The organism is Lentilactobacillus farraginis DSM 18382 = JCM 14108 (assembly GCF_000583655.1).
In the GTDB taxonomy this organism is placed as follows: Bacteria; Bacillota; Bacilli; order Lactobacillales; family Lactobacillaceae; genus Lentilactobacillus; species Lentilactobacillus farraginis.
Genome location: NZ_BAKI01000023.1, coordinates 24,515 through 39,885, shown reverse-complemented (window position 1 = coordinate 39,885; position 15,371 = coordinate 24,515). Strand labels below are relative to the sequence as shown.

Genomic DNA, 15,371 nt, shown 5'->3' with positions numbered 1-15,371 from the left:
TCGTTTGATGGATTTTGCACAAACTTGATTCGGCTTTTAATCGTCTGCATAATAGAAGGTAACACTTCATATGAGGGGGGCAACAAGATGGCTGAACTAACAGATGAAATGAAAGCAATGATCAAAGCACAATTACCATTTTTGGCAACTGCCGATGAAAAAGGCTTACCCCAGGTTGGCCCTAAAGGCTCCATTCAGGTAATGGACGATTCCCATTTATTGTATTACGAGCATACTTTCCGTCACGCCTACCAGAATTTGAAACAAACCGGTCGGGCAGCCGTGGCGGTAGCGGATCGTACCGCACAAAAGGGCTTTCGTTTTGAAGGCCAAGCCGAAATTCATGAAAATGATGCACTGGCAAAGCAAATCTTACCACCGCAAATTTTTGATCGGTTTCCGCGGGCAGCAGTTGTGGTGATTACAGTTGAACATATTTATAAGTTGGATAATGATTTGAGTGCCGGAACGCAACTGGCTTGAGATTTAAATAGGATTGAAGAGAGCATCTGTGAGGGTGCTCTTTTTGTTTTTGAAATAGGGATAATCAACATTAAAAATAGATAAACTTACTATTGATTATTCATTAATCCGGTAAGATAATTAAATCAATTAAGATATAAGTTATGTTTGGATGAAGTAAGTTGCCAAAGTCTTTTAAAAGTTAAGTAAAAAGCTATCGTTTATATTTAGCGGTAAAAAGTTTTTTTAAATGGGGGATTAGCTGACAGAAATATAGTGAAGCCGGCTTACATATCAATTTTAAAAATTAAATTTCCGATTTCTACTTAAAAGTGCAAAAAAACGGGGTTTTAAACGTATATAAATTATGTCAGATAAAATAAGGGGGATATTTGAATATGATTAATTTATCGAAAACGGAATTGGATTTATGGGCAAAAAAACGAACGGAGAATGGAAGCCAACTGTGGTTGCCGTTAATTGCACATTTAGTTGATACACAAAATACTATTAATTGGCTATTTAATCACTGGCTCAGTGCAGGTCAGCGACAATTTTTGGAACAACGATTACCGGAAGAGGAACTTCAGAAACTAGTAAAATTTCTTGGCTTCTCTCACGACATCGGAAAAGCAACACCGGCTTTTCAGACCAAGCCTTCCTATGGTGGCGACAGGTCACTTGATGATCAGTTGATTGAAAAATTGGTTAGAAGTGGTTTTTCTGGATTGAACGATCTTTCTCTTTCATCAGCAAAGTATTCACCTCATGCCAAAGCCGGCGAGGCAATTTTAGAGAAGTTTGGTATTCCAGAATCCGTGGGGGCTATTATTGGTGGTCATCATGGCAAGCCACTGACCAGATTGCCTTATGATGATATCGATGTTCATACGGCGAATTACTTACAGAGTGATAATGATCAGGCAATGCAGAAACGTTGGGAACGGGCACAAGAAGGTCTTTTAAATTATGGACTTAAACTATCTGGGTATCAGGCAGCTGGTGAAGTACCGTCAATTGGGCAGCCGGAAGCGGTCATTTTAGAAGGTTTATTAATTATGGCCGATTGGCTGGCTCCAGTGAGTATATGAATGATGATCAGGAAAAGCCTTTGTTTCCACTAATCAGGGTTGATCAATCATGGGACGATCTTGACATGAGGGCCCGTTTTCACAATGCAATCAATACATGGTATCTGGGTGGCGAGTGGGATCCTCAAAAGGTTGAGGATACCAGTGATCCGTATCAGATTCGTTGGGGATTCCATGCTCGGCCGGTCCAAGCAACGATGACGAAAGCAATTGGCGAGACTACTGATCCGGGGATGATTATCGTTGAGGCTCCGATGGGCATCGGGAAAACTGAAATTGCGCTGCTTGCCGCTGAACAGCTAGCTTACATAAGAGGCCAGGATGGGCTGTTCATGGGATTGCCAACCAAGCAACCAGTAACGCGATGTTTGATCGGGTCGATACGTGGCTGGCAACCTTGGCAAAATCACAAGATGAAAATTTTGAAATTAAATTGATGCACGGTAAAGCACAGTTTAATCAGACTTTCCATAAACTGCCTAATGCAGCTAATATTGATGATTCCGGTGCTGTGGTTGTGAATAGTTGGTTTTCTGGGAAAAATCGATTTTAACCAAGTTCACTGTTGGGACGATCGACAATTTGCTGTTAATGGGATTAAAACAGAAACACTTATTTTTGAGGCATTTAGGTCTTAGTGGCAAAGTCGTAATCATTGATGAGGTTCATGCATATGATATTTTTATGAATCAATATCTTTATAAGACAATTAACTGGTTGGGCGCTTATCATGTCCCAATTGTGGTCTTATCAGCAACGCTTCCTAAAGAAAAAAGGAATTCGTTACTTAATGCCTATCTAAAAGGAAAATACGGCAGAAAGTACAAACGAATTTTTGAAGCTCCCGAATCGTGGGAAGAAAATCAAGCTTATCCATTATTGAGTATCCTGGATGGGCATCGACTAAAACAAGTTGACAACTTTCCCGGGAAAAGTGATCAAAAACCACTAAAATTACAGATTCAACGGTTAAGTGTATCCGACGAAGATCTTATCTCAACTATTTTGAAAAAGATTAACGACGGTGGCATTGCAGGTGTGGTTGTTAATACTGTCAAACGAGCTCAGGCACTTGCCGAATTGGTGCCTGAAAATATAAAGTTGATGATTCTTCATTCGTCATTTCTGGCAACTGACCGGGCAACTCAAGAAGAAGCACTTCAAAAGGCGATTGGCAAATCCGGTAAGCGACCTTTGAAAATGATCGTAATTGGGACGCAGGTTTTGGAACAGTCGCTTGATATTGATTTCGACGTCCTATATACGGATATCGCACCGATGGATTTAATCCTACAACGGGCGGGACGTTTGCACCGTCATCAGATTGACCGGCCTCGTGCATTACAGACACCTCAAGTTTTTATTATGGGCGTTAACGCATTTGGTGATTATGGTGATGCGAATGAATCGATCTATCCAAAATACCTGCTTATGAAGACTGATTATTTCTTAAAAGATTTGATTTCTTTACCTAAGGACATTTCAAAATTGGTTCAGAAAGTATACAGTCCTGCGACTGACGAGGATATTTCCGAAATTGGAGAGCCCAAAGCAGAATTCGATACTTATCTTGAAAAGGAAAAACGTAAGGCCGGTGTTTTCCAAATTGATAAACCAAATCTTAAAGAATCTGCGACAATTCATGGCTGGTTGGACAGAGATCAAGCTGATGTTGACAAAGATGAGCAAAAAGCCAATGCGGCGGTACGTGATATTAAGGAAACTTTGGAAGTTATTTTGACACAGCATACTGATAAAGGTGACTTTTTGCTGGATGGTCGGCGCTTAAGGGATGTTGACGGACGAGAAATTGCCCAGCAAGTTATTCGAATTCCGGCGGCAGTGACGCCGGATATTGACCGGGCAATTAATCAATTGGAGACATTAACCAATCGGTATTATCCGGAGTGGCAGGAAAATGTTTGGTTGAAAGGATCATTGGCGCTTCCTTTAGATGCACATTTTTCCGGTCGACTTAATAATTGTCTTCTGCACTATTCTTCAAAACTGGGTTTGCGTTATTCGAAGGAGGATGATCATGACGAAACATTTTAATCTAACGACCGATCCTTGGATAAAGGTGATCGATAAACGGACGGATCAGGAAGAGATCGTATCAATGATCGAGTTATTTAAGAATGCTCAGAATTATCGGCAACTGGCAGGTGAAATGCGGTCCCAGGATTTGGCAGTGTTGCGTTTACTACTAGCGGTTTTAACTACCGTGTATTCGCGATTTAACGCAAGTGGTAAGCCATATGGCTGGTTGAAAATTGATTCGGATTCCTTACAGGCTGTCCTCGATGTCGACGATGACATTGAGAAGGGCGAAATTCAAGATGACTTATTGGCTACTTGGCATGACCTCTTTGAGGATGGCCATTTTTCCGAAATTGTGATCCGATATTTGCAACAATATTCAAAACAGTTTGACTTTTTTGGAACGACTCCTTTTTATCAAGTAACAGCAGCAGACTATGATGCGCTAGTCCCGGATAAGAAACAGATTGCTCATGGGAAAGGAACGGTTGCGGTTAAGCAAATCAATCGGCAGATTTCAGAAAGTGGGCATACGCCGTCAGTTTTTGCGCCACGATCAGGGGAGTTCAAAAATCAAATTCAGCTGGATGAATTGGTACGATGGATAATTACGTATCAAAACTTTACCGGAGTTACCGATAAGACCAAGATTAAGACAAAGGAAAAGTTCTCGATTTCACCAGGCTGGCTTTACAAATTGAATCCTGTCTTTGTGGATGGTCGAACGCTATTTGAAACGTTGATGCTGAACCTGGTTTTAGCCGTTAAAGATTTCGACAGTGTGATTCAAAAACCCGTATGGGAATACAAGGATGTCCAATCATATGTTGCTGATCGGAAGAAGCAGGTTTTGCCAACTAATGTGGCTGCAGTGTATACGGTTTGGTCAAGGATTTTGCATATCGAATGGGGTGACGATGAACAACCGATAATTTTTAGCGCCGGGTTACCAATATTTGGAAATGAAGATGCTTTTGTTGAACCAATGACTGTATGGAGAAGGGACAAAAAGTCCAATGGTTACAAACCGGCAGTTAAAGGGCTGCAATCTTTAGGGAAAGCAATGTGGCGTAGCTTTGGCCAGTATGTCAATGTCACTAAAACAGACGACGTTCATGATCCTGGAATTGTTCAGTGGCTTCAACTTCTTAAAAATGAGGGGTTGATTCCACGAAACTCACTATTAACTTTAGCGTCTGTCGCATTAATCAGTGATGGTAACGCAGCTTCACAAACGCCGGTTGCTGAGTCTTATGACGATATGCACATTAATGCAGACGTTCTTTTTGACAGTGATAATGATAAAAAAACGTATTGGCCGCAACGGATTGAGGAAGTTATTGAGCTGACCCAAACAATTGGTAAAGATTACTGGCAATTTGCTTCGGAAATTGGCAAAATTCGAAATGTTGATAATCGGGCATTTGCAAATGAGTTGAGTGCAGAATTTTATCAAGGTTTAAATGAACCATTTAGAAAATGGCTTGCAGGTTTAACAAATCAGGATAATCGGGATGAAAAAATCAATTGGTGGAAAGAATGGTTGAAAGTTTATGTATTGAACACTGCGAAGAAGGTGCTGAAAGCTAGTTCACCTCGAGATGTTAGCGGTGTTGTTGAAGAACGAGGGCTGGTAAATATTTTCACTGCAAATAATTATTTGTGGTATAAGGTTCAAGATGACTTAGATTTAAGGAAAGGGTGATTGTAAGTAATGGATAATGAGATTAGAGACATTACATCGAGTATCATTCAAGCACTTTATGGTCATGGGAATCCGGATAAAGCAGTTCTGGCGAGCGTTAGAAGCGCCTCGTCGATAACGAGCCAGCGAGCTCAAAAAGTTTGGCCGATTTTAATGGCCAAACTTCCCAAAGGACAATTGAGTAAAGACGGGGAGCCAACACCTGCTGAAATTGCGATTTATGCAGCTATTCGATTTTATGCAATTCATCAGCAGGGAAAAGAAGTGTTTGTTTGTGGTGACTCATCCAAAAAGGATTCAAAAGACGGCATTACATTTTTTGAAGCACTTGCCAGCTTAAGGAGAAACGAAGATACAAGAGCAGCGCTGGATCGTCGTGTTCAACCGCTTTTAAAAACAACCAATATAGCCGGCGTACTTGATTCGTTGGCCCACTTAGTAGCCATTCTTAAGGCAAGTGATTGGACACAAAAAATTGATTATCCAAGATTGGCACAGGATCTTTTCTGGTTTCAACGAAGTTTTAAATCAGCCAGTCGGGTTCAGTTATTGTGGGGTCAACAATATTTTCGGACAATTAAACAGACAACTAAATCTGAAGGGAAGCAGTAATTATGACTAACCAAAACTTATACATTGATCTTCATGTTTTACAAACAGTACCCTCGTCTAACATTAATCGGGATGATACCGGGGCACCCAAGACGGCCCTTTATGGTGGGGTCAACCGGGCTCGGGTTTCTTCTCAGAGTTGGAAACGAGCTATTCGATCTGAATTCAAGCAAGATAATGTTTCAATTGGAACTCGGACAAAAGAAGCAGCTAAGTTATTGACAGATAAACTATTATCTGAGTCTGTAGACGAAAAAACAGCAATGGAAAAAGTTGCAGAAATCTTTAAGGATGCTGGTATAAAACTTAACAAAGAGAACGAAACCGGTGCTCTTCTACTGGTTAGTCCAGGCCAGGTTGAAAAATTGGCTCGCTATGCAATTAACAATGAAGAGTTGGATAAAAAAGAAATCAAAAAGATTTTAAAGAGCGATAACTCAATTGATCTGGCACTCTTTGGGCGGATGGTTGCAGATAACCCTGAGTTAAATGTAGAAGGATCGGCTCAAGTTGCTCATGCCATTTCAACGCATGAAGTTGTGCCGGAATTTGATTACTTCACGGCGTTGGATGACTTACGACCCAAAGATGTAACAGGAGCTGCCATGTTGGGAGCGGTAGAGTTTACCTCATCCACCCTGTATCGGTATGCTGATTTGAATGTCAGAGAGTTAATGCATAATCTTGGTGAGGCTGACGCCATTCAAGGAACAGCGGCATTTATTAAAGCTTCTTACTTTCAATGCCTACAGGAAAGCAAAATACGTTTGCAAACAAAACATTACCAAATTATGTCATGGTTACAATTCGAAAGGATACGCCAGTGAACTTAGCTTCGGCATTTGAAGAGGCGGTTACTTCCAAAAATGGGTATGTCAAGGAATCCATTAGAAAATTAGAAGAAAAATATGGTGCAACGACTAAGTTGATTGATGAGCCGATTTTGAACGTTGTTCTCACTGACTATCAGTCTAAGATTGATAATCAAGCTGACAATTTATCCGGACTTCTTGATCAAGTCACCGGGGCTTTATCAAAGGCGGTGCAGGATGAAAACACTAACAATTAGACTATCTTCGCCCTTACAATCCTACGGTAGTGAGGCAACTTTTGGAAGACGAATGACCGGGGACTATCCTTCGAAAAGTGCAGTAATTGGGATGATAGCTGCAGCGATGGGTTATGGTCGGGGAGATCATCGAGTTTTGGGGCTAAACGATTTGGATTTTGCTGTTAGAGTTGATCAACCAGGGAAAATACTGACTGATTTTCAAATAGTTGAATGGAAACCAGATGCCCGAAAGGTTACGTACCGTGACTATTTACAGGATGCGGTGTTCGTTGTTGCAATTGGCAGTGATGATGAAACAATTCGTGAAATTAAGACCGCTTTGAGACGACCGTACTATCCAATATTTCTGGGTCGCCGTTCAAATATTCCAACTGGTGTTTTACAACTTCAGGAGTTTGCTGATGATAATCCGGTTTCAGTGTTACAAAAATTGGACTGGCAGGCGTCCAGTTGGTATCAAAGACGTTTAAAGAAAAAAGAATCTATTTCAGTGGAAATTATTGCTGACGCCAAGTTGCTTCCGGATAAAAGGGATCGATTGGTGAAAGATCGGGTTGTATCATTTGATCAACGAAAGCGACAACATGGATTTCGAGCAGTTGCAACAATGTCAGTCAGTTTAAAGAATCCAGAATTTAAGGGGAATGAAACAGAAACACAGCACGATATTGTGGACTTCCTCTAGAAAGGAGGACTACTAAATGTATTTATCAAGAGTTGAAATAGACGTAAATAATCGTCAAAAAACAAAAGATTTAACACATCTGGGTGCTTATCATAACTGGGTTGAACAAAGTTTTCCTGATGAAATTGCGGCAAATAAGCGTTTACGGCACTTATGGCGAATTGATCGATTAGCCGGAAAAAGTTATTTACTGGTATTAAGTGAAACATCACCGGATAAGGATGAGCTGGCGCGATATGGCGTACCTGGGACAGCGATGATTAAACCGTACGATAAGTTTTTGAGCAAGCTTGAAGCAGGGCAATTGATGCAGTTTAGGCTAACTGCTAATCCTTCGCACACTGTTAGTAAACCCGGTGAGCGGCAAGGGAAATTTTCCCGCATGTTACAGTGGCACAACAGCGAAAATGGTTAGCTGATCGTGCTAAAAAAGCTGGTTTTCAGCTGGTTGAACGTTCGCAAAGGGTGCAATTCGAACCGCAGGATAATCAAGCGTTTGATGTTGTTGGCCGTGACTGGCCGGTGCTTTACAGAAAAGGCGGTCGCAGGGTGCGGCTTAGCAAAGTTACTTTTGAAGGCTTTTTGAAAGTAGAAGATGTTGATAAGTTTAGGCAAACATTAACACATGGCATTGGTCGGGAAAAAGCTTTTGGCATGGGATTAATGACGGTTATTCCCAGAAAGTAGGGATCGCTTATGGTGAAAAAGTTTGGTGCCAAAAAGCCCGAGCTTTCAGAGTTAAGCAGAGTTCGAGATAGAATTACATTCCTTTATTTGGAACACGCTAAGTTGAATCGCCAAGATAGTGCCATCTCGGTGGCAGATAGTCGGGGAACTGCTTTTGTTCCTGCGGCAATCGTCAGTGTTTTAATGTTGGGACCGGGCGTCGACGTTACACATCGGGCGATGGAGTTGATTGGGACTTCCGGAATGGGTGTTGTCTGGGTTGGTGAACAAGGAGTCCGCCAATATGCATATGGGCGTCCCTTAAATCATTCTTCACGCTTATTGGAAGCACAGGCTAAGTTGGTTTCCAATAATCGCTCAAGAGTTGCAGTAGCTCGCAAAATGTATCAAATGCGGTTTCCTGATCAAGATGTTTCGCAATTGACGATGCAGGAGTTGAGAGGAAAGGAAGGTAGTCGGGTACGACGGGTTTACCAGGAACAATCTCAGAAAACGAAAGTCCCCTGGTCTCGACGGGAATACAATCCTAATAATTTCGATGCCGGGACGCCGATTAATAAGGCTTTGACCGCAGCTCATCAAGCTTTATACGGCTTGAGCTATAGTGTGATAGCGGCGATGGGCGCTTCTGCAGGCCTTGGCTTTGTGCATACCGGTCATGATTTATCTTTTGTCTATGATTTTGCTGATTTGTATAAAGCTGAAATTTCAATTCCAATTGCTTTTAAAATTGCAGCCGAGTTTGGGAATGAAAAAGATATTGGAACTAGGACGCGTTTAGCGATGCGGGATGCATTCGCTAATGGGAAGCTGTTGTCTCGGATGGTAACGGATTTAAAAGATATTTTGGGCGTCGATGAGACAGCCATTGATGTTGGTGTGATTAATCTTTGGGATGATAGAATGGGCCTGCAAAAGTTCGGTGTTCAGTATCATGAATTGCAAAAGGATAGCGGCTTATGATTGTAATAACTTTGACAAAAGTTCCGCAATCTTTGAGAGGCGATTTGACCAAATGGTATCAGGAAATCCAAACTGGTGTTTATGTTGGTAACGTTAGTGCGAGAATTCGAGATCTGCTTTGGGAAAGAATTATCAAGAACATTGGTAACGGCGAAGCAACAATGGTTTATAATGCTAAAAACGAGTTGGGCTATCAAATTAAAACAACTCGAAGAGGATACTAGGTTGCTGATTTTGATGGGATTCCGTTGATGATGCGGTTGAATACAGATACTGCATCAAGGTCGGTAAAGCACGGCTTTAGTAACGCAGCCAAATTTCATCGGGCTAAGGTGATGGCACATAAACGACTAAGTCGCAAAGTGAATGATGCAAAAGCACGGGTTGTTTCAGTTGACCTTGAAACCACGGGATTAGAAGTAGAGAAGGATAAAATTATCTCTATTGGCGCAGTAAAAAAGGCAGAAAACGGTGCCTATAATTGCTTTTATAAATTAATAAGAGATGATCAGAAGATTCCTAAGCAAATAACAGCGTTAACGGCAATTACGTCAGAAATGCTGGAAAAGCAAGGAGTAAACTTAGATCTTGCACTTCAAGAATTAAGAGAATTTGTTAAGGAATCGGTAATTGTTGGGTATAATTTACGATTCGATGAAACCTTTCTTTCACATGGTTTTAGAGAATTAAAGCAATCGGCGCTATCTAATAAGATGTTGGATTTGATGCCCGTGGTTAAAAAGACTGAAAAGTTCCTTGATAATTACAGATTGGCCACAGTTTTAGCAGCATATAATATAAAAAATGAAACGCCTCATAATGCGCTATCAGATGCCAAAGCAACTTTAGATTTAGCGTTCAAACTAATGAAAAACGGCAAATTGCGGATTTAAGAATGGCGGTATAATAGGGATCCTTTAGTGTATTCCCCACGCATGTGGGGGTGATCCTTGAAAGATACATTAATCTTATCTCCTGATCATGTATTCCCCACGCATGTGGGGGTGATCCTTAAGGTGGGGTTCAAAGATGAGGTACCAAATCGTATTCCCCACGCATGTGGGGTTAGTTGTACATCCCTTTCTTGCAGTTTCCTTAGTAGTACAGTTGTTTTGTGTTCAATAAACTTCTATTTCTTGAACGTTTATATGAATAAATAATGAGAAAAGCATGTGTTTCAAAATGCCATTAGCATTTCAAAACACATGTTTTATTTTACGATTCATAATTATTTATCCAACTGTTTTCCTTGATATAACGCATTGCTTACCAGATCAATTGTACTCATCCAAGCAATGTGGCCAAGTGCTTCTGAAATTTGTTCCTCTGATGGAAGATCTTTAGCAGCTGGTGTAAGACCCATCATTGGTAAAACGCCTAAGTGAAAGGCACCCCAGAGGCCTAAGCCAGCCATGGCACCATGGCCCCAACGAACAGGCGGTACCACATGTTGCAAGACGCTGTATCCTACCGCAAAAGTGGTTGAAAAGCCGAAATGAATTAAAAAGCTGACCCATGGCATCTTTTGTTCGGAATAAGTATAGGTAGCGTGGGTGACAGAAGTGGGGACACCGAATTTTTCAAGCATTGCTTGTGGTGGATTGGTGGCGTCACGTGCCGGTGTTCTTGGCGGCAGGATGTCCTCCCAGCCGAGCTTAACGAGACCGGATAGGAATCCAGCAACCATGCCAGCTTTTACGGCTGATGGTACATTAATATTTTTAATTCTCAATAGATCGACCCCCTTGAATAATACGGTTATTAAACTACTCACGTTTAGTATACCGCAGAATCTATTCGGCTTGGGCAATCAGAATTAAAAATACCGAAGGTCGGGTTAGATTAGGTTAGCTGATTCCGATTAGCTGGCTTTAAAATGTTTGAGATGTTAATCTTCATCAGTAACAGTTGGCTTAATAGCTGTAAGTTGGCTGTCTCTAATTTCTCGATAAATAAAGGCAATCAGCAACCAGCCACCAAAGATGTATGGGAAGAATTTAGCCGGGCCTTCCGGTTGGGGATAGATGCTGCCAATAATTGGGATCATCAGGAGAATTCCCGTTACAGTGCCGATATTACATTTCTGAATTTCAAACTATCGTGCTTGTGGAGAAAGACCGGTGCACTGATGGTGACCAGTAGGTAGGCGATCAGAAAGCCCCAAACAGCGATGGTTCCGAACCATTCGTACGTATTTTCAATTGTAGTCATCAGCGCAAATGCAATACCAAAGATTCCAATTAAGGCGCCTAAAATGCCAATCGAAATGGTTGGCGTTTTTTTCTTTTCGTTGACGAAAGCAAATGGTTTACCAAGGTATCCTTCATGACTCATTTTCATCATGATTCGGGAGCCGGCAGTAATCACGCCGACGGTACTGGACCAGAAGCTGATAACCGCGCCTAATGTGATGCAGTATCCTAAGAAGGTAACGTGGTTGCTGGTAGCCAGAAAAGCCAATGGCGAGGTGGATTCGCCAAGAGAGTGACCAGTGCCTTCAAAGCCCATCATCATAATGAGTGACATGATGATAAAGAAAATGCCAACGGCTAGTGGACTACTGATGACGGCCCGAGGAATGTTTTTTAGGGGTTCTTTAGCTTCCTTACCCATGGAAGCTGCCCCCTCAAAGCCGACAAAACTGAAAAAGGCTAATCCCAGGCCGGAAGCGACGTGGCCAAATGAGACGTTAGTGAAAGCAATATTGTGAGGATTGATTGAAAAATGGTGGCTAAACAGCAGGACAATTCCCAAAATTGAAATGATTGAAACGGAAAGAAATTCCATAGTCATCATGGTTTTGGTGGATAATTCGACGCCCTTTTGGGCCATAAACCAGGCCGTGGCCGTTCCAAAAGCCATCAGAACCGGGTAGGGTAATGCAATGTTGAAATAGGCCAACAGATTATGGGCGTAAATGGCAAAACCGGCAAGCACCGCAACAGCCGTTGTTATATAGGCAAACAGAATGCTGGCACCGGACATAAAGCCGACTCGGTTGCCCAGTCCATCGGTAACGTAAGTATAGAGGCTGCCGGAAGTCGCGTATCGCCGTGAAAAAACGTTGACTTGTTTAGCGAGTAAAACACAGGCAATCGTTGCAATTAAGTAGGAGATCCAAGTGCCATTACCGGCTAGTGCAAAAACAACCGGAATGGTGATGGCCGGCGTCGCGGTCGGCGCAATATTGGCGACAGATTCACCGAGAACTTCAAAAAAAGAAAGTGAATTGGTTTTTAACCCCGAAGTTTGTTCGATAGTGCCAGGCTGCTGGGCCACAATTTTCTGATTATCTTCAAGATAGTTGGTATCTGATAATTTTTCTCGCATAAACAACACGCTCCTTGTGATGGCAATAATTCAAAACAATTATTGTTATATTTTATAACATGAATTAATGAAATTATAGAATTTAAATGAGCAAAAAGCAATCAAAATTTAATCGAATGTAAAATAATCTAACATTATTTTAATTTCCGGGTTGAATTAACGGTAAAAAGTGGTAATATTCTAATCAATATTAATCAATCAATTTTGTCAGCAAACATTTTTGATTATTTTTGTTATATAATATTACATCTGCTCAAAATGAAAGGTGTGTTGTTTATGCTCGAAACTGATGATTTGCAAGGAGCTTTGCCTCAAGTTGCCATGCCGCTTCCAGGACCGAATGCCAAAAAGATTTTGACCAAGCGATCCGAAAATGTTCCTTCAGCGGTTCTATGTAGTTATCCGGTCGTCATTAACCGGGGGAGCGGTGCCATGATCGAAGATGTAGATGGTAATCGTTTTCTGGATTGGGTTGCTGGTGTTGGCGTCATGAATGTTGGCTATGGGCAACAGCGAGTGATTGATGCCGTTAAAAAACAGGCCGACAAATTTTTCCATGGGATGATCAACATTACCACGCATGCCACTTACGTTGACTTAGCGGCTCGGATTAACGAATTGGCACCGGTTAATGCGGACCTGAAAAAGACGATGTTTGTCAATTCAGGTGCCGAAGCGGTTGAAAATGCTGTGAAGATTGCTAAATCATTTACCGGTCGCGGCGATGTGATTGTTTTCTCCGGTGCTTTTCATGGGCGAACAGCGCTAACGTCGACGATGACGGCTAAGAAAACCTATTCTTACGGAATTGAGCCGGCAATGGGTGGCATTCATCGGGCAGAATTTCCATATTTATACCGGGCACCGCGGGGATATTCCCGTGAGGAAAGTATTCAATATTACCTGGATAAATTGCAATATGTTTTTGAACAGGGTATTCCAGCCAAACAGGTTGCCGCAATTGTTATTGAACCGATTCAAGGGGAAGGCGGGTTTATCCCGGCACCGTTCGAGTATGTCGCTGCCTTGCGTAAAATTTGTGATGAGAACGGCATTATGTTGGTGGCCGACGAGGTGCAAACGGGATTTGCCCGGTCCGGAAAATTGTTTGTTTCCAGTTATTGGAAAGAAAAAGGTTTTGCGCCGGATATCATCGCCATGGCTAAATCGATTGGGGCCGGCTTACCGCTGGCAGCCGTAACCGCTGGCGCCAACATTATGGAAGGCGTTCAGCCGGGAATTGTCGGAAGTACATTTGGTGGTAACGCACTGGCTTGCGCGGCTGGTCTTCAGGTACTTGACATCATTAAAGATCAGAAATTAACCGAGCGGGCCAAACGAATTGGTGAAATTGCCTTTGACGGTTTTTCTGATATGCAGTCACGTTACGAAGAAATCGGGGATGTTCGGGGAATTGGCAGTATGCTGGGGGTTGAGTTTGTTAAAGATAGGGAAACTAAAGAACCTTATCCGGAACTGGTTGCCAAAATCATCAAGCATGCGGTTTCCCACGGCCTGATTATTGAAAATGCCGGTGTTCATGATAACGTTATTCGTTTCTTGAGCCCATTGGTTGCAACTGAAGACCAAATCCATGCGGGGCTAAAGATTTTTGAAACATCGATTAAGGAATCACTGGCAGAAGTTTAGCCTTTTTATTCAGCTTTTTCATAAAATTGATTTCCTCCAAAACCAAATAAACAGCCATCGCTAATTTCCGTAATTGAAAATTAACGATGGCTGTTTGTCTGTTAAATATCACTTTGATTTAAATTTTGGTAACGCTGTATTTTTGTTGGTAATATCGATGAAGCGGCTTCGCCTTCAACCGCATCGACAGCGGCTTTTAAACGATCACGGGACCCTTTAGCCAGCGGCAACTTGATGAGGTCTTTAGTAGCGTTCATTAATTCTTCCTCATCAGCAACGGAAGCCTTAAGCGGACGGGGATTATTGGTATCAAGTGCTCGGTTGACGACCGGTTTTAGTGGTCCCATCTGCATGAGCCCCAGAACAGTATCGTAATCAATGTCGTAGGCATCAGCCAAATCTAAGGTCTCACGGATCCCGGCTTCAGCAGCCATGATAGCCACGTTGGTAATCAGTTTTAATTTGGCACCATTACCAAGTGCGCCAACGTATTTAACGGTTCCAAAGACTTTGAGAATTGGCAGTACATTTTCAACGGTGGCTTTGTCACCGCTGGCAATCAGGACCAAGGCGGCTTCTCTGGCGTAACGGACACCGCCAATCAGTGGTACGTCCAGAATTTGGGTATTCTTTGGTAGTGCCTTATTGATCGCAAAGATTTTCTGAGGGTCAAGGGTTGAAGTAACGATAAGCGTACTACCGGCCTGAAGAAAATCGACAATTCCGGGTTCACCATCATGGCCAAGGTGTAAAGCCGGCACGTCATCCGACATGACGGAGGTAATAATTACCCGGGAAGCTTTGACGGCTTCAGCCAGAGACTTGGCCGCGTGGATGTCTGGGCTGTCAAAACCAGTTAGTTTCTGCGGGTCTTTATCCCAAATTGTAACGTCGAAACCAGCAGGTGGTAGGTGTTTTATCATCTGAGACCCCATGTCCCCAATACCAATAAAAGTAACTTTAGTCATTGTAAAATCCCCCTTAGATAAATCAAACGTCGATAGTGATTGATTGAACAGGTGCCATAACCAAATAAACCAGCTCGAACCCGCACAGTGACTTTATTCTCCCCAA

Annotated in this window: 9 protein-coding genes and 5 pseudogenes; 10 read left to right on the top strand and 4 right to left on the bottom strand. The window is 42.2% G+C overall.

What is annotated here, in order from left to right; all coding sequences use genetic code 11:
• The first annotated feature begins 87 nt into the window (after positions 1-87).
• The 9 genes and pseudogenes from JCM14108_RS08575 (at position 88) to cas2e (ending at position 10,210) form a co-directional block, all read left to right on the top strand.
• Entirely contained in the window at positions 88-483 is a 396-nt protein-coding gene (locus JCM14108_RS08575) for a pyridoxamine 5'-phosphate oxidase family protein (protein ID WP_035180173.1), read from the top strand.
• Positions 484-860: 377 nt separating this feature from the next.
• A pseudogene (cas3, locus tag JCM14108_RS08570) lies at positions 861-3,608 on the top strand (CRISPR-associated helicase Cas3').
• Entirely contained in the window at positions 3,592-5,298 is a 1,707-nt protein-coding gene (locus JCM14108_RS08565; protein WP_081759884.1) for a type I-E CRISPR-associated protein Cse1/CasA, read from the top strand. Before cas3 ends, JCM14108_RS08565 begins: the two are co-directional and overlap by 17 nt.
• 9 nt (positions 5,299-5,307) lie before the next feature.
• Complete coding sequence (gene casB, locus JCM14108_RS08560) at positions 5,308-5,910, top strand: type I-E CRISPR-associated protein Cse2/CasB (RefSeq protein ID WP_035180171.1); 603 nt, start codon at positions 5,308-5,310, stop codon at positions 5,908-5,910.
• A 2-nt stretch (positions 5,911-5,912) separates the two neighbouring features.
• Positions 5,913-6,979, top strand: a pseudogene (gene cas7e / locus JCM14108_RS08555) (type I-E CRISPR-associated protein Cas7/Cse4/CasC).
• Positions 6,960-7,667: a type I-E CRISPR-associated protein Cas5/CasD gene (gene cas5e, locus JCM14108_RS08550; RefSeq protein ID WP_035180168.1), complete on the top strand. Its 708-nt coding sequence runs from the start codon at positions 6,960-6,962 to the stop codon at positions 7,665-7,667. The pseudogene cas7e and the gene cas5e overlap by 20 nt, the downstream one beginning before the upstream one ends.
• Positions 7,668-7,683: 16 nt before the next feature.
• Positions 7,684-8,354 (top strand): annotated as a pseudogene (gene cas6e, locus JCM14108_RS08545) (type I-E CRISPR-associated protein Cas6/Cse3/CasE).
• A gap of 9 nt (positions 8,355-8,363) precedes the next feature.
• Positions 8,364-9,317 (top strand): type I-E CRISPR-associated endonuclease Cas1e, encoded by a 954-nt coding sequence (gene cas1e, locus JCM14108_RS08540; protein WP_035180166.1) that lies wholly within the window; start codon positions 8,364-8,366, stop codon positions 9,315-9,317.
• A pseudogene (gene cas2e, locus JCM14108_RS08535) lies at positions 9,314-10,210 on the top strand (type I-E CRISPR-associated endoribonuclease Cas2e). Before cas1e ends, cas2e begins: the two are co-directional and overlap by 4 nt.
• 335 nt (positions 10,211-10,545) lie before the next feature.
• Here the strand turns inward: cas2e and JCM14108_RS08530 are convergent.
• The 3 genes from JCM14108_RS08530 to JCM14108_RS08525 all read right to left on the bottom strand — a co-directional run bounded on the left by JCM14108_RS08530 (position 10,546) and on the right by JCM14108_RS08525 (position 12,647).
• Positions 10,546-11,004 (bottom strand): DUF1440 domain-containing protein, encoded by a 459-nt coding sequence (locus JCM14108_RS08530; RefSeq protein ID WP_051996104.1) that lies wholly within the window; start codon positions 11,002-11,004, stop codon positions 10,546-10,548.
• Between the two features lie 201 nt (positions 11,005-11,205).
• A complete protein-coding gene (locus JCM14108_RS14690; protein WP_160168510.1) occupies positions 11,206-11,364 on the bottom strand; it encodes a hypothetical protein in 159 nt (52 codons plus the stop codon).
• A gap of 14 nt (positions 11,365-11,378) precedes the next feature.
• Positions 11,379-12,647, bottom strand: coding sequence for an APC family permease (locus tag JCM14108_RS08525; protein ID WP_051996102.1), 1,269 nt, complete (start codon positions 12,645-12,647; stop codon positions 11,379-11,381).
• A 276-nt stretch (positions 12,648-12,923) separates the two neighbouring features.
• Here JCM14108_RS08525 and JCM14108_RS08520 point away from each other — a divergent pair, with 276 nt between their 5' ends.
• Positions 12,924-14,297, top strand: a complete 1,374-nt coding sequence (locus JCM14108_RS08520) for an aspartate aminotransferase family protein (protein WP_035180158.1) — start codon at positions 12,924-12,926, stop codon at positions 14,295-14,297.
• A 108-nt stretch (positions 14,298-14,405) separates the two neighbouring features.
• On the opposite strand, the pseudogene JCM14108_RS08515 reads toward JCM14108_RS08520, so the two are convergent.
• A pseudogene (locus JCM14108_RS08515) lies at positions 14,406-15,265 on the bottom strand (NAD(P)-dependent oxidoreductase).
• Positions 15,266-15,371 lie beyond the last annotated feature (106 nt).